10 protein-coding genes are annotated in these 15,806 nt (G+C 61.4%); 6 read left to right on the top strand and 4 right to left on the bottom strand.

All coding sequences use genetic code 11. From position 1 onward, the window contains the following. Nucleotides 1-33: 33 nt before the first annotated feature. Nucleotides 34-1,398 carry a nucleotide 5'-monophosphate nucleosidase PpnN gene (gene ppnN / locus ACSBQS_RS21680; protein ID WP_019455737.1) on the bottom strand — a complete coding sequence of 455 codons (1,365 nt, stop codon included), beginning with the start codon at nt 1,396-1,398 and terminating at the stop codon, nt 34-36. A 192-nt stretch (nt 1,399-1,590) separates the two neighbouring features. Then, nucleotides 1,591-2,436, bottom strand: a complete 846-nt coding sequence (gene queF, locus ACSBQS_RS21675) for an NADPH-dependent 7-cyano-7-deazaguanine reductase QueF (RefSeq protein WP_197666782.1) — start codon at nt 2,434-2,436, stop codon at nt 1,591-1,593. A 63-nt stretch (nt 2,437-2,499) separates the two neighbouring features. Between queF and syd the strand changes: the two genes are divergently transcribed. Next, complete coding sequence (gene syd / locus ACSBQS_RS21670) at nt 2,500-3,048, top strand: SecY-interacting protein (RefSeq protein ID WP_033644866.1); 549 nt, start codon at nt 2,500-2,502, stop codon at nt 3,046-3,048. Between the two features lie 609 nt (nt 3,049-3,657). Here the strand turns inward: syd and ACSBQS_RS21665 are convergent. Beyond that, nucleotides 3,658-4,896, bottom strand: coding sequence for an MFS transporter (locus tag ACSBQS_RS21665; protein ID WP_033644867.1), 1,239 nt, complete (start codon nt 4,894-4,896; stop codon nt 3,658-3,660). 178 nt (nt 4,897-5,074) lie between these two features. On the opposite strand from ACSBQS_RS21665, the gene ACSBQS_RS21660 reads away from it, so the two are divergent. The 5 genes from ACSBQS_RS21660 (at nt 5,075) to ACSBQS_RS21640 (ending at nt 15,238) form a co-directional block, all read left to right on the top strand. After that, the gene (locus ACSBQS_RS21660; protein WP_033644943.1) at nt 5,075-5,401 is read left to right on the top strand and encodes a YqcC family protein; all 327 of its coding nucleotides are present in this window, start codon (nt 5,075-5,077) and stop codon (nt 5,399-5,401) included. A gap of 146 nt (nt 5,402-5,547) precedes the next feature. Next, nucleotides 5,548-11,523, top strand: a complete 5,976-nt coding sequence (locus ACSBQS_RS21655; RefSeq protein ID WP_434991336.1) for an alpha-2-macroglobulin — start codon at nt 5,548-5,550, stop codon at nt 11,521-11,523. A 49-nt stretch (nt 11,524-11,572) separates the two neighbouring features. Continuing rightward, the gene (pbpC, locus tag ACSBQS_RS21650) at nt 11,573-13,921 is read left to right on the top strand and encodes a penicillin-binding protein 1C (RefSeq protein WP_047026599.1); all 2,349 of its coding nucleotides are present in this window, start codon (nt 11,573-11,575) and stop codon (nt 13,919-13,921) included. Nucleotides 13,922-13,981: 60 nt separating this feature from the next. Continuing rightward, nucleotides 13,982-14,752, top strand: coding sequence for a tRNA pseudouridine(65) synthase TruC (gene truC, locus ACSBQS_RS21645; RefSeq protein ID WP_042785783.1), 771 nt, complete (start codon nt 13,982-13,984; stop codon nt 14,750-14,752). Nucleotides 14,753-14,785: 33 nt separating this feature from the next. Beyond that, nucleotides 14,786-15,238, top strand: a complete 453-nt coding sequence (locus ACSBQS_RS21640) for a flavodoxin (RefSeq protein ID WP_033644870.1) — start codon at nt 14,786-14,788, stop codon at nt 15,236-15,238. A gap of 57 nt (nt 15,239-15,295) precedes the next feature. On the opposite strand, the gene ACSBQS_RS21635 is transcribed toward ACSBQS_RS21640, so the two are convergent. Then, complete coding sequence (locus tag ACSBQS_RS21635; RefSeq protein WP_004931929.1) at nt 15,296-15,685, bottom strand: DUF3461 family protein; 390 nt, start codon at nt 15,683-15,685, stop codon at nt 15,296-15,298. Nucleotides 15,686-15,806 lie beyond the last annotated feature (121 nt).

Genomic DNA, 15,806 nt, shown 5'->3' with positions numbered 1-15,806 from the left:
CAGGGCGGCCGTTACGCCGCCCGGGATTGAGGGTCAGGCGACGATTTCGTAGCAGGGCACATAGGCGCTGCCCGGCAGCTTCATGCGGTGCTGGGCGACAAAGCCCTGCAGCAGGCTGTCCATCTGCTTCATCATCTGCGGTTCGCCGTGCAGCTTGTATGGGCCGAACTGCTCAATGGCGTGGATGCCGTTTTCCTTCACGTTGCCGGCCACGATGCCGGAGAAGGCGCGGCGCAGCGCGGCGGCCAATTGCTCCGGCGGCTGGTTCGGATACAGATTGAGGTTCGCCATGTTCTCGTGGGTCGGCTCGAACGGCAGCTGCAGATCCGGCGCGATGCGGATCGACCAGTTGAAACTGTAGGCGTCGCCGGTGTTGCGGCGGTTTTCCTTCACCAGCGGCATGGCTTTTTTCATCTGCCGGGCCACTTCCGCCGGATCGTCGATGATGATGGTGTAGTGACGGCGCGCGGCGTCGCCCAGCGTGTTCATGATGAACTCGTCCAGCACTCGGAAGTAATCGGCGCTCTCTTTTGGCCCGGTCAGGATCAGCGGCAGCACCTGCTCGCTGTTCTCCGGATTCATCAGGATACCCAGCAGGTACAGCAGCTCTTCGGCGGTGCCGACGCCGCCCGGGAAGATGATGATGCCGTGCGCGATACGCACGAACGCTTCCAGACGTTTTTCGATGTCCGGCATGATCACCAGCTCGTTCACCAGCGGGTTAGGCGGCTCGGCGGCGATGATTGACGGCTCGGTCATGCCGATGAAGCGGCTGTTGCGGTAACGCTGCTGCGCGTGACCGACCGCCGCGCCTTTCATCGGCGCTTCCATGGCGCCCGGCCCGCAGCCGGTGCAGATGTTCAGCTCGCGCAGGCCCAGCTGGCTGCCGACCTTGCGCGCGTACAGGTATTCGTTCTCGTTGATCGAGTGCCCGCCCCAGCACACCACCATGTTGGGATCCTCATCCAGATGCAGCGTGCGCGCATTGCGCAGGATCGAGAACACCAGGTTGGTGATGTGGGCCGAGTTTTCCAGGTTCAGGTGTTGGAAACGGCCGGCGCTGGCGATTTGGCCGTGCACGAACAGAATGTCGCGCAACACGGCGAACAGGTTGGCCTGCAGTGAACGGATGATGCGGCCGTCGACGAACGCCTCTTCCGGTGGATTGACCAGCTCCAGCTTCACGCCACGCTCGCGGCGCAGCACGTTGATATCGAAGGTTTCATAGCGCGACAGCAGCTGTTTGCTGTTGTCGGTTTGGCTGCCGGAGTTCAACACGGCCAGCGAACAGTTGCGAAACAGGCGGTACAGGTCGCTGCTGGCGGTGCGCTTCAGCATGTCTACTTCCAGCTGCGACAATAAATCCATAGAGCCAAGCGGGCTGATGTGTGTAATCAAGGTAACTCCTTTGCACCCGGTGCGGGGCGGTAGTAATCCATACGCAGCAAAACAGCATCTCGTTATGGTTGGCGTGCTGCGGCGAAGCGGGCGCTCTGCCCGGCCGCAGCCTCGTTTTAACCTTACCGCCGTCCCTGCGCTTTTACCAACACAAACCGCTCGTTAGCTCAGTTGTTGAGCAATGTTTCGCACTTATTGGCGCGCCAGGCGGCCGTGCTCGGGAGCGAATGCGACGTTGCTGCGCCACGGGTTGATATCCAGTCCGCCGCGGCGGGTATAGCGGGCGTAAACCGTCAGGCTTTGCGGCCGGCAATAGCGCATCAGATCGTTGAAGATGCGCTCGACGCATTGCTCGTGGAATTCGTTGTGGTGGCGGAAGGAAACCAGATAGCGCAGCAGCGCTTCGCGATCGATCTTGCCGCCGCGGTAGCTTATCTGCACCGAGCCCCAGTCCGGCTGATGGGTGATCAGGCAGTTGGACTTCAGCAGGTGGCTGACCAATTGCTCTTCCACTACCTCTTCACCGGCGGCGTTCTGCAGGTAGTCGGCGTTGAACTCATAATTGTCGATGCGAATATCCTGCTGGTCGATGCAGTCGCCGGCCAGACGAGCGATCGGGCTGCCTTCCAGTTGGTCGACGCTGAACAGGGTGACGCTCACCTCGCCTTGGGCGCAGGCGGACAGATCGCGTTGCAGCGTGCTGCGCACCGTTTCCCAATCGGCGAACGGCGTTTGGTTGAAGCTGTTGAGATACAGCTTGAAGCTTTTCGATTCGATCAGGTTCAGGCTGTCGGCGTTGAGGCTGATCTCGCCCACCGCCACCTGCGGCAGCCCGTTGGCGTTCAGCCAGGAGAGTTCGTACAGCGTCCAGATGTCCGCGCCGTGGAAGGGCAGGTTGTCGGGATACAGCCCCAGCGGCTCGCGGTTCATGCTGCGCGGCACCGCCTGCAGCAGCGTGGCGTCGTAGCGATCGCGATAGGCGGTGGGTTTGCCCAGCGTCAGCCCTGACAGGGCCTGGTGGTCTTGATATGAGGACATCTGCTGTCACCTCGGTCAGAGATAGGTACAATGGCCGTCAGTTTAACGTATGCGAGAAAGAATATGGACCATGATGTATCGCACGCTCTGCGTGAATTCACTCAACGCTATGTCGAGTTGTGGCAGCAAGAGCGCGGCCACGCGCCGGCCAGCGAGGCGCTGTACGGCGTGCCGTCGCCCTGCATCGTGGAGAATCGCGAGGACGACGTGCTGTGGTTGCCGCAGCCTTTCGAACCGGCGGCGACGCTGGAGAAGGTCGAGGCCGCGCTGGAGCTGCGTTTGCAGCCGGATGCGCACCGTTTCTACACGCAGCAATACGCCGGTGACATGAGCGCGCAATTTGGGGAGCATCGCCTGAGCCTGCTGCAGGTATGGAGCGAAGAGGATTTCATCCGCCTGCAGGAGAATCTGATCGGCCATCTGGTGACGCAAAAGCGCCTCAAATTGTCACCGACTCTCTTCCTGGCGACCACCGAATCCGAGATGACGATGGTGTCGCTGTGCAACGTCAGCGGCAACGTGGTGCTGGAGCAATTCGGCAGTGATAAGCGCACCTTGTTGGCGGCGACGCTGGGGAATTTCCTCGATGCGCTGCGCCCAGTGCTGGACTGAAGCGCGGCGGATTCGCCGTCGGTCGTGTAAGAGATCTCTCACACGGGCTGTGAGAGATCGCTCTTAATTTTTTTCACCTCTCTTTGGACCATGAGATTATTGTTATCCAGATCAATTGGTTAGAATTTCTTTAGGATAACTCTTAGTCTTAATTTAGTGTGAGACACCTCTCAAACCCTTGTGATTCCGGGAAATTTGAGCGATCTTATCATTACCGGCACGGACCCGGCGGAGCAGGAAAGCATCAGGATGATGCAGCTTCAGGAAGAAGAAAGGGAAGCGCTCAGGCAAGAGCGAGGGATGGCGTCAGGAGATGCCCAGGATGTTTCAGGATTGAAACCAAGGACACCTCCAGGACGGAGATTGAGAGCCGGCGCAGGACTGTCGGCGGGTCAGGAAGGCTGAGGAACCGCGTCAGGACGATGCTGCAGGATGATGCAAGGACCACTTGGTCAGGATGGCCGCAGGAAAAGTTTTCAAGGATTGAGCAGGGAGCATGCTGTGTAGCGGGATGGCTATAAAACGAACCGGGGGCACTGTTAACGCAGTGCCCCCAACTTTTTGTTCTATTCCGCCGCGCGTGCGCCCCGTCTCAATCCTTCTTCCGCGTTAACCAATCGCGCCCAGCGTATCGCCTGCGCCCTGTTTTTTCGGCAGCAGGAACAGCGTGGCGTAGATATCCAGCAGGTAAATCGCCGCCAACAGGCTGATGGCGGCGGTAAACGATACCTGCGTCACCAGCGCGCCGATCACCAATGGCCCCAGGCCGCCGACGCCGCGTCCCAGATTGAACAGGATGTTTTGCGCGGTGGCGCGTGCTTGCACCGGGTAGGTATCGGAAATCAACGCGCCGTAACCGCCGATCATGCCGTTGACGAACATGCCCATCACTGCGCCGGCGAACAGCATCAGCATCGGATCGCTCAACTGGGCGTAGCCGATCACCATCACCACCGCGCCGACCTGATACAGCACGAAAATCTTCCAGCGGGCGAAGCGGTCGGCCAGGACGCCGAACAGCCAGATGCCGAACGTCATGCCGACCACCGTCACCGCCGTCCACAGGCCGGACTTGGTGAGCGAGAAGCCGAAGTTTTTCGCCAGATAAGTCGGCATCCAGATCATCAGCCCGTAGTAGCCGAAGTTCTGCACCGAACAGAGAATGAAGATGCCGATGCTGGCCTTGCTGGTGGCGCGATCCTTAAACAGCAGGCGCAAACGCTGAAGGAAGGAGAGCGGCTGCCCGGCGTCTTTCTGCCGCACGAATTCCTCCGGTTCGCCCAGCGTGCGGCGGATCAGGAATGACGCCAGCGCCGGCAGCAGGCCGACCAGGAACATGCCGCGCCAGCCGATATGTTCCAGCAGCAGCGGCGTCAGGAAAGCGGCCGCCAGCACCCCCAACTGCCAGCCCATGCCGACGTAGGCCGAAGCGCGGTTGCGTTTCTCCGCCGGCCAGGCTTCGGCGATCAGCGCCATGCCGATGCCGAACTCGCCGCCCAGCCCGATGCCCGCCAGCGTGCGATAGGCGAGTAGATCCCAATAGCCTTGCGCCACGGCGCACAGGCCGGTGAACAGGGAAAACATCAGGATGGTGATAGTCAGCACCCGGATGCGGCCGAAGCGATCGCTGAGATGGCCGAAGATCACGCCGCCCAGCACTGCGCCGATCAGCGTCCAGGTGACCAGCGAACCGGCGGCCGATGAGGTTAATCCTAATTCGATGCTGATGGCCGGCAGCATAAAGCCGAGGATCAGCAGGTCAAACCCGTCCATGGCGTAACCGGTGACCGAGGCCAGCATGGCCTTACCGGGCGTCGCGTGATTTTTTTTCTCTGTTATTACGGACATGAATCTTTATCTGTGTGGTGAATTCGGTGGGCCTATTGTGCAGCGCGGCGGCGCACGCCACCAGATAAAAACGGCAGCCGGTCTCGGGCGCGCCAAATTTGGGCTATAAAAATGCTATGCTTTGCCGCCTTTCAGCCAGCGAGCTGAATATCATGATGAAAAGAGATCGGGAATGCAGATGAGTATACATAATCAGGTTCGCCGCAGTTTGCAGGCGATTGAACAATCCATGCGCGATTTGGCCTTGTGGCAGGCCGCGCCGCCCGAGCCTGAGGCTTTCTCCAGCACCGAGCCGTTCTGCATCGACAGCATGTCGGCCGAGGCTTGGCTGCAGTGGGTGTTTCTGCCGCGCATGTATGCGCTGTTGGACGCCGAAGCGCCGCTGCCGACGCGTTTTGCCATCACGCCTTACTTCGAGGAGGCGTTGAAGGAGCGTGAGCCGAGCAGTCTGCCGCTGTTGGTGCTGCTGCAGCAGTTGGATTTGATGTTGAATAAAGAGCCGTAATTCGCCGGCGGCGCGCAGATTTTTGCCGCCCGGCAGTGTAGAGTACTCGCGCGGATGCCGGGCAGGAGAGCCGACGGCGTCTTTCGGCTCGGTTAAACCGCGGCGGTTGACCGGGGGCTGCATTAGGATGATGAGGTGCTGCAATAATGGATTTATTAAGGTTTATCCTTCGTTTGCCTTTTACCCTGGTTAAGGGCGTTTGCCGCCTGTTGGGTGGGGTCTTGTCGCTGTTGGGGCGGTTGCTGAGACCGCTGGTCGGCAACCTCAGCTGGCGCGCGCCGGCCTGGTGGGCTGCGCTGCCGCGCGGTTTTCTGCGGCTGGAAAGCGGCGTGGATAAACATCCGAAAGCGATCGGTCTGGGCCTGCTGCTGCTGGCAGGCGCCGCGGGCGGCGCGTTTTACGGTTGGCACTGGTGGCAAAATCGGCCCCAGCCGATCGAACCGGCGCCGATGGTGGTTCAGGAGGTCAGCGCATCGCTGGCTAACCCCGCGCCGATAGATTACACCGCCGCCCGGCAAGCGCCACAAACGGTGAGTCTGGCCTTCAGCGGCTCGGTCGCGCCGATCGCCGCGGTGGGTAAAACCGTGAGCGCCGGCATCACCCTCAAACCGACGGCGGAAGGGCAGTGGGCGTGGAACAATGAATCGACGCTGGTGTTCACGCCGAAAAAGCCGCTGCCGATGGGCGCGAAATATGACGTGACCCTCGAGCCCGCTACCTTGCTGGCGCCGCAGGTCAAACTCGCTAAAACCCGCTATGCCTTCACCGTGCCTGCGTTCGACTACCGTCTGGGGCAGGCCGAGTACTACCGCGATCCGCAGAATGCGCAGAAACGCAGCGCGATTTTCAATCTGCAGTTCAACGCGCCGGTCGACGTCGCCAGCTTTGAAAAACAGATTTCGCTGGGATTGAAAGAAGGCAGCGCCACCTCCGAGAAGAAGCTGAATTTCTCTCTGGTCTATGACGAGAAAAAACTGAACGCCTGGGTGCATTCCGAGCCGCTGCAGGCGCTGGATCAGGGCGGCGCGGTACATCTGACCGTCGGCAAGGGCGTTAAATCGACGGCGGCCGGCAACGCGGTCGAAGAGGCGAAAAGCAACTGGGTCAAGGTTCCTACCCTGTACAGCCTGGCGCTGAGCGACGCCAGCGCCCAGGTGGTGGACACCGACGGCGGCAAAGGGCAGCGTGCGCTGGTGGTTGGTTTCAGCGATGCGGTGAAGGATAAAGAGCTGGCGCGGGCCGCGAAAGCCTGGCTGCTGCCGCAGCACGATCCGAGCGATGCCGAGGCCGCCAATGATGCTGAAGACTTTTACCCATGGACGGTAGACAGCGTCGGCAAGAACGTGCTGGCGCAGGCGACGCCGCTGCCGTTGACGCTTAACGAGGCGGAAGAGGCCTATCAGCCGCAGTTCAGCTTTCGTTTTGACGCCCCGGCGCACCGCTTTATGCTGCTCGAGATCGATAACCAGCTGATCTCCGCCGGCGGTTACAAAATGCCGAAGAAGGTTTATCGGGTGGTCGAAGTGCCGGAGTTCCCGAAATCGCTGCAGTTCATGTCGCAGGGCTCGCTGCTGTCGGTCAACGGCGACAAGCAGATCAGCGTGGCGGCGCGCAACGTGGCGGGCCTGCGGCTGGACATCAAGCGGGTGATCCCGAGTCAGCTGCAGCACATTGTTTCCTTCAAAAGCCGGGAATACTCGTCCACGGAATTCAACCGGCTCAACGATGAGTATTTCACCGAGCATTTCAAATACCAGACGTCGCTCAACAACGAGCGGCCGGGGGAAGTGAACTATCAGGGCATCGATCTTTCCCGCTATCTCTCCACCAACGCCAGTTCCCATCGTGGGGTGTTTCTGTTGACGCTGTCGGAATGGCAGCCGAATCGCAAACCGGCGGCGGAAGAGGCGGGTGCCGAGCAGGAGCAGGAACAGGACGAGAGCGCAGGGGAAGAACAGCCCGACGTCGGCGATTCGCGTTTTGTGGTGGTGACCGATCTGGGCATCGTCGCCAAGAGCTCGCAGGATAAGACGCGCGACGTCTTCGTGCAGTCGATCCAAAGCGGTGCGCCGGTCAGCGGCGCCAACGTATCGGTGGTGGCCAAAAACGGCGTGACGCTGCTCAGCCAAACCACCGGCGCCGACGGCCACGTGCGTTTCCCGGCGCTGGATGTGTACACCAACGAGCGCCAGCCGGTGATGTTCCTGGTGGAGAAAGAAGGGGATGTCTCCTTCCTGCCGACCGGCAGCTATAACGATCGCGGGCTGGATTTCTCGCGCTTCGACGTTGCCGGTGAACAAACGCCGACCGATCCGCGCACGCTCAGCAGCTACCTGTTCTCCGACCGCGGCGTGTATCGGCCGGGAGATACCTTCAATATCGGCCTGATCACTCGCGCCGCTGACTGGCGCGTTGGCCTCGCCGGCGTGCCGGTGCGCGCCGAAATTCGCGATCCGCGCGACAAGCTGATGTCCACCGTGCCGCTGACGCTGGGCGCCAGCGGTTTCAACGAACTGAGCTATACCACCGATGAAAACTCGCCCACCGGCGAGTGGAACGTTTATCTGTATCTGATCGGCAAAAACAACGACACCTCCACGCTGCTCGGCCATACCGCAGTCAATGTGAAGGAGTTCGAGCCGGATCAGCTGAAAGTGAAGCTGGCGTTGACGCCGGACCGCCAGCAAGGCTGGGTCAAACCGTCTGAGCTGAAGGCCAGCATCGATGTGCAGAACCTGTTCGGCACCCCGGCGCAAGATCGCCGTGTGACCACCAGGCTGACGCTGCGGCCAATGTATCCAAGCTTCGATCGTTTCCCGGATTATGCGTTCTACGAAAACCGACAAAACAGCGACGGGTTCGAAACCGAGCTGGAAGATCGCACCACCGATGAACACGGCGCGGCTGATATTCCGCTCGATCTGAAATCTTACGCCGACGCCACTTATCAGCTGCAGCTGTTGTCGGAGGCGTTCGTTGCCGGCGGCGGTCGCTCGGTGGCGGCGACCGCCCGTACGCTGGTTTCGCCTTACGATTACCTGATTGGGGTGAAGGCCGACGGCGATCTGGGCTACATCAATCGCGATGCGGAGCGGCATCTGAACGTGATCGCCATTGATCCGGCCTTGAAACAGATCGCCATGCCGAACCTGAAGCAGGTGCTGATCGAACAGAAATACATTTCGGTGCTGACCAAACAGGATTCGGGCGTTTACAAATACCAGTCGAAGATGAAGGAAGTGCAGCTCTCGGAACAGCCGCTGGCGCTGGGCGATCAGGGCGCGGATCTGCGGCTGGCGACCGATAAGCCGGGCGACTTCGTGCTGGTGATCGAAGATGCGCAGGGCAAGACGCTCAACCGCGTCGCCTACAGCGTGGCCGGCAACGCCAACCTGAGCCGTTCGCTGGATCGCAACGCCGAACTGAAGCTAAAACTCAACCAGGCGGAATACCAGCCCGGTGAAGAGATCGAGGTGGCGATTAACGCGCCCTATACCGGCAGCGGCTTGATCACCATCGAGAAGGACAAGGTTTACGCCTGGCAGTGGTTCCACACCGACACCACCAGCTCGGTGCAGACGATCCGCGTGCCGGCCGGCATGGAGGGCAACGGCTACATCAACGTGCAGTTCGTGCGCGACATGAACTCCAGCGAGATCTTCATGAGCCCGCTGAGCTATGGCGTGATGCCGTTCAAGATCAGTACCAAGGCGCGCCAAAACAGCCTTGAGGTGACGGCACCGGAGGTCATCAAACCGGGTGAAAACCTGACGATGACGGTCAAGACCGATGCGCCGCAGCAGGTGGCGCTGTTCGCCGTCGATGAGGGCATTCTGCAGGTGGCGCGTTATCGCCTGAAGGATCCGCTGGAGTTCTTCTTCAGCAAGCGCGAACTGAACGTGAGCAGCTCGCAGATCCTCGATCTGATCCTGCCGGAATTCAGCAAGCTGATGGCGCTGACCGCGGCGCCGGGCGGCGATGCGGGCGAAGGGCTGGATCTCAATCTCAACCCGTTCAAGCGCAAGCGCGATAAGCCGGTGGCCTATTGGTCCGGCATTACCGAGGTCAGCGGCGAGAAACAGTTCGTCTATCCGGTGCCGGATTACTTCAACGGCAAGATCCGCGTCATGGCGATTTCGGTGACGCCGGAGAAAATCGGCAAGGCGCAAACCGCCGCTACGGTGCGCGACAGCTTCATCATGACGCCGAACGTGCCGGCGATGGTGGCGCCGGGCGATGAGTTCGACGTCAGCGTGGGCGTCAGCAACAACCTCGAAGGGCTGAACGGCCAGTCGGCAGCCATCAACGTCCTGCTGACGCCGCCGCCGCAATTGGAGGTGGTGGGCAACGCGACGCAAAGCCTGACGCTGGCGGAAAAACGCGAGGGCGTGATCGCCTTCCGTCTGCGCGCCAAAGCCGTTTTGGGCGATGCGCCGCTGGTGTTCGACGCCCGTTACGGCGGCCAGGCCAGCCGTCGCACCGTCAGCACCTCGGTGCGGCCGGCGGCGCCGTACCGTACTCAATCGGTGATGGGGCGCATGAGCGGCGGCAGCCAGAATGTCGATGGCCTGCGCCAGATGTTCGACGCCTTCGCGCAGCGCCGGGCGGCGGTGTCGAATTCGCCGCTGGTGCTGACCAGCGGGTTGGCGCAATACCTGGCGGATTATCCGTATTACTGTTCCGAGCAGATCGTCAGCCGTTCCATTCCGTTGATGTTGCAGAGCCGCCATCCCGAGATGAAAAGCAGCCTGAGCCAGGCGGAAGTCAGCAAGCAGCTGAGCAACCTGCTGGGCGTGCTGCGCGCCCGTCAGAACGACAGCGGGGCGATCGGCGCCTGGCGTTCGTCGCCGGATGCCGATCCTTTCGTCACGCCTTATGTGGTGCAATATCTGCTCGAGGCCAAAGCGGCGGGTTACGCCCTGCCGGAAGGCATGCTGGACGAAGCCAACGGCGCGCTGCGGGAGCTGGCGGCCAGCGGTTTCGACGATCTGTATCTGCTGCGCCTGCGCAGTTGGGCGGTCTACCTGCTGACGCTGCAGGGCGAAGTGACCACCAACTCGCTGGCGGCCGTGCAGGATACGCTGCAAAAACGCTATGGCGAAGGGTGGAAAACCGATCTGAGCGCGCTGTATCTGGCCTCTTCCTATCGCCTGTTGAAGATGGACGACGAAGCCGCCGCGCTGTTGCAACCGAGCTGGCAGCAACTGAGCAAAGCCTATGACAGCGCCTGGTGGACGCAGAACTATTTCGATCCGCTGGTGCAGGATGCGACGCGGCTGTATTTGATTACCCGTCACTTCCCTGAGAAGGTGGCGTCGATTCCGCCGCAGGTGCTGGAGAATATGGTCAAGGCACTGAAGGAAGAGCGTTATACCACCTACTCCTCTGCAATGAGCATCCTGGCGCTGGAAAGCTATTCGGCCCAGGTGGCGGCGCAATCCGCCAATGCGGACGCGTTAGGCATCGTGCAGGTGGGCAAAAGCGGCGGCGACCCGCAGCGCATCAGCGAGCTGCAGGGGCTGTTCGTTCAGGGGCAATTTAACGCCGACGCTACCGCCGTGCGCTTCACCAACGGCGGCAGCGCGCCGGCCTGGTATGTGGTGACGCAGGCCGGTTACGATCTGAATGCGCCACAAAAAGCGCTGTCGCGCGGGATTGAGATCGTCCGCGAGTACACCGACGAACAGGGCAAACCGGTGACGCAGGTGACGCTGGGGCAGAAGATCAACGTCCATCTGAAGGTGCGCGCCAACTCGAAAGAGGGGCAGAGCAACCTGGCGATTGTCGATCTGCTGCCGGGCGGGTTCGAAGTGGTGCAGCAGACGCCGCCGGAACCGGCCGATGCCGGTGAGGAGAGCGACGATCGCGGCGGCTGGCAGTCGCCGCTGGCCGCCACAGGCTCCACCTGGGCGCCGGATTACAGCGACATCCGTGAAGATCGGGTGATTATCTATGGCAGCGCCGGCACCGAGGTGCAGGAGTTCGTCTATCAGATCAAGGCCACCAATACCGGCAGCTTTATTATTCCACCGGCCTACGGCGAAGCCATGTATGACCGAGAAGTGCAGGCCATGTCGGCCGGCGGCGGCAAGCTGGTGGTGGTGCCGGCGGGCAACGACTAGGCCGTATCCGGCGCCAGGCCAGCGTCTGGCGCCGGAATGCTGAGAACGTATGAAGATCCTGACCGGGCGCGTGCTGCAAAACGGCTTGATGGCGGTGTTTTTACTGGCGCTGCTGTTGACCGCAATTCGGCTGTGGCCGCATCCGCCCCTGTGGCAGGGGCTGCCGCAGTCTTCCGTTTATTACGACAGGCACGGCGCGCTGCTGCGCATTACCCTGGCCAACGACGATCGCTACCGGCTGTGGACCCCGCTGGAGCAAGTGTCGCCGCTGGCGGTGCGCGGGTTGCTGCTGCACGAAGATCGTTGGTTCTACTATAACCCCGGCTTTAACCCCGTCAGCCTGATGCGCGGTTTCTGGCGCAGCTATGTCGCCGGCGGCAAAATGCAGGGCGGTTCGACCATCAGCATGCAGCTGGCGCGGATGCGCTGGCATCTCAATACCCGTACGCCGGGCGGCAAGGTGTTGCAGGTGCTGCGTGCGGTGCAGCTGGAACTGAGCTACTCCAAGCGCGATATCCTGGAAGCCTATTTGAATTACGCGCCCTACGGCCGCAACATTGAAAGCATCGGCGCCGCCAGCCTGATCTATTTCGCCAAGTCGCCGCGGGAGTTGACTCTGCCGGAGGCGCTGACGCTGGCGGTCTTGCCGCAGTCGCCCAGCTACCGTCTGGAGCCGAAAACCGGCGTGCTCGGCGCGGCGTTGACGCAGGCGCGCAATCGTCTGTTCCAGCGTTGGCAGCGGGTTTACCCCACCGACGCCAGCCAGCAAACGCTGTTCCGCCTGCCGTTGGCGCTGCGGCAGCCTGAACAAGTGCCTTATATCGCACCGCACTTTATCGAACAGCTGCGCCTGCAGACGCAGCAACTGGTGCAGCGCGATACCCGCGTAGACACGACGCTGGACGCCGGGCTGCAGCGGCTGGTCGAACGGCAGGTCAACGCTTTTATCGCCCGCAACCGCAGCCGCGGCATCCAAAACGCCGCGGTGCTGCTGGTGGACAGCCGCGATATGGGGGTGCGCGCGCTGGTGGGCTCGGCGGACTATTACAATCGTCCGATCCAGGGGCAGGTGAACGGCACCAACGCCAAGCGTTCGCCGGGATCGACGCTGAAGCCGTTCATCTACGCGCTGGGCATGGAGCAGGGCGTGCTGCATCCGATGACCATTCTGAAAGACGTGCCTTCGTCGTTCGGCGCCTATGCGCCGGAAAATTTCGACCGGCGTTTTCTCGGCCCGGTGACCGCCACCGACGCGCTGAATTTCAGCCGTAACATCCCGGCGGTCTATGTCGCCTCACAGCTGCGTCAGCCGACCTTTTATCAGTTTTTGCGCCTGACCGGCGTCGCCAATATGGCCAATGAGAGCCACTACGGACTGTCGCTGGTGCTGGGCGGCGGCGAGGTGACGGCGCAGGAGCTGGCGAAGCTGTACGCGTTGCTGGCGAACCGCGGCGAGCTGCGGCCGCTGCGATTGCGGCTGAACGAGGGTGAACCGAGGCCGGTGCGGCTGTTGAGCGAGGAGGCCAGCTTCATCACGCTGGATATGCTGCGCCAGCACCGGCGGCCGGGCGATACGCTGGCGCAGCGTTCTTCGTCGCTGCCGGTGTACTGGAAGACCGGCACCTCATGGGGCTTTCGCGACGCCTGGAGCGTCGGGATTTTCGGCCCTTACGTGCTGGTGGTGTGGGAAGGCAACTTCGATGGGCGCGGCAACAATGCGTTGGTCGGCGCCGAGGCGGCCGCGCCGCTGTTTTTCAATATCATCGACAGCGTCAACGCCAGCTATCCCGCCCTGCGGGAACCGAAACATCCGTTCCCCAAGCGGCTGCGGCGGGTAGACATCTGTCTCGCCAGCGGCGATCTGCCGACGCCGTGGTGCCAGCAAAAGGGCAAGACCTGGTTCATTCCCGGCAAGTCGCCGATCAAGGTAGACAGCGTCTACCGGCCGGTGGTGCTGGATATTCACAGCGGCGAGGTTGTTTGCCCGCCGTATGACGCGGCGCAGACCCGCACCGAAATTTTTGAATTCTGGCCTTCCGATTTGGCCAACGTGTTCGCCCAGGCCGGGCTGCCGAAGCGGGCGCCGCCGGTCAATCGCTGCAAGGACAACGGCATCGCCGTCGGCGGCAACGCGCCGCGCATCACCTCGCCGTTGAAAAACACCACTTATACCCTGCGCCAGTCGCAACAGGGACGGGACAAAATCGCCTTCAATGCGGTGACAGACGCCGACAGCAAGACGGTGTACTGGTTCGTCGACGATATCTATCTCGGCAGCAGCGCCAGTAAAAAACCGATCGACTGGCGGCCGATCAACAACGGGCGCTACCGCATTCGGGCGGTGGACGATCGCGGCCGCGCCGATACGCGCCTGGTGACCATCGAATGGGTGAACTAGCGTTGCGTCTCATGCCTGTTATACTCGCGCCCGAAACGGCTATTGACCTGGGAATGCGATGTGATTGAGATTTTGTATCAGGATGAACACCTGGTGGCGGTGAACAAACCGTCGGGCTGGTTGGTGCACCGCAGTTGGCTGGACCGTCATGAAACTCGCTTTATGATGCAGACGGTGCGCGATCAGCTCGGGAAGCACGTCTTTACCGTGCACCGTCTCGATCGTCCGACGTCCGGCGTGCTGCTGATGGCGCTCTCCAGCGAGGTGGCGCGCCTGCTGTCGCAGCAGTTCGAGCAGCATCAGGTGCAGAAAACCTACCATGCGGTGGTGCGCGGTTACGTGCAGGAGGAGGCGACCCTCGACTACCCGCTGACGGCGGAGCTGGATAAAATCGCCGATAAACATGCCGATGCCGACAAGGGGCCGCAGCCGGCCGTGACGCACTACCGGCCGTTGGCGCAGGTAGAGATGCCGGTGGCCGTCGGCCGCTACGACAGCGCGCGTTACAGTCTGGTGGAACTGCAGCCGGAAACCGGCCGCAAACATCAGCTGCGGCGCCATATGGCGCACCTGCGCCACCCGATCATCGGCGACAGCAAGCACGGCGATCTGCGGCAGAATCGCGGGATGGCGCAGCATTTCGGTTGCCCGCGCCTGATGCTGCACGCCAGCCATCTGCAGCTGACGCACCCGGTGACCGGCGAGCCGCTGCAGGTAACGGCGCGCTGGGACGAGGCCTGGCAAGGGGTGATGGCGCAGTTCGGCTGGGCGGGGGTATTCCCTGAACTTGCCGGGGTTGAGTTTAGCGCGGCTAACGGTCAGGATAGCTGACAATTTTTAAAGGTAATGAAGGGAGTAGGAGCCATGGCTCAGGTTGGTATCTTCGTGGGAACGGTCTACGGCAATTCGCTGCTGGTGGCGGAAGAGGCGCAAAACATCCTCAGCGAGCAGGGCCATGAGGTCAAACTGTTCGAAGAGGGCACGCTGGAGGCCTGGCAGTTTTATCGTCAGCACTACGCGCTGGTGATCACCTCCACCACCGGGCAGGGCGATCTGCCGGACAGCATCGCGCCGCTGTTCCACGCTATCCGCGATCAGGTTGGCTATCAGCCGGAGCTGCGCTATGGGCTGATCGCCCTCGGCGACAGCAGCTATGACCACTTCTGCGGCGCCGGGCGCACGTTCGATGCGCTGCTGCAGGAACAGGGCGCCACCCGCGTTGGCGAAGTGCTGGAAATCGATGCGATGGAACAGCCGGAGCCGGAAGTGGCCGCCTGCCCGTGGGTCGAGCAGTGGGGCACGCTGCTGCAGTCATAACGTAAAAAGGCGCCGTAACAGGGCGCCTTAACGATGATGCGGGTCAGCCGATCCGCATTATTTGCCGCGGGTGAGTTTTTCCAGATCGGCTTCGATCTCGGCAATCTTGTGCGACACCACGCCTTCGAGATGGCGCAGGTCGTCGAGGATTTTACGCTTCAGATCCACTTCCACCTGATCGCGCTGGCACAGCTGATCCAGCTCGTCGATCACGTAACGCAGGTTCGGGTTGATCTCGTGAATTTCCTTGTAGCCCTGGCCGGCGTTGTCCGCCACCACGGTTTTACGCTGGCGCGGATACTTGAACTTCACGCTCTTGGCGAAGAACTCGCCCTTGTCCTTGCGGAAATAGATCTTGAGGATGTCGTTGTTGGCCTCTTGACGCAGGCTATAGCGATCGACGTCTTCCGGTTGATTGATGCCCAAACTCTTCAAGTTATCGTACATACTGCGCCCTCTTTAGATGTGATCGTTATATTCCACGACTGCGATTATGGCGGAAAGCGAGATCTGCGACTGTGACTGCCAGCGAAACGCAGACAAAAAAATAGCGGGTGAATCACCCGCT

The sequence above is a fragment of the Serratia sp. H402Y genome (genome assembly GCF_051172415.1).
In the GTDB taxonomy this organism is placed as follows: Bacteria; Pseudomonadota; Gammaproteobacteria; order Enterobacterales; family Enterobacteriaceae; genus Serratia; species Serratia ureilytica.
This window is presented reverse-complemented; position numbering and strand designations above follow the sequence as displayed.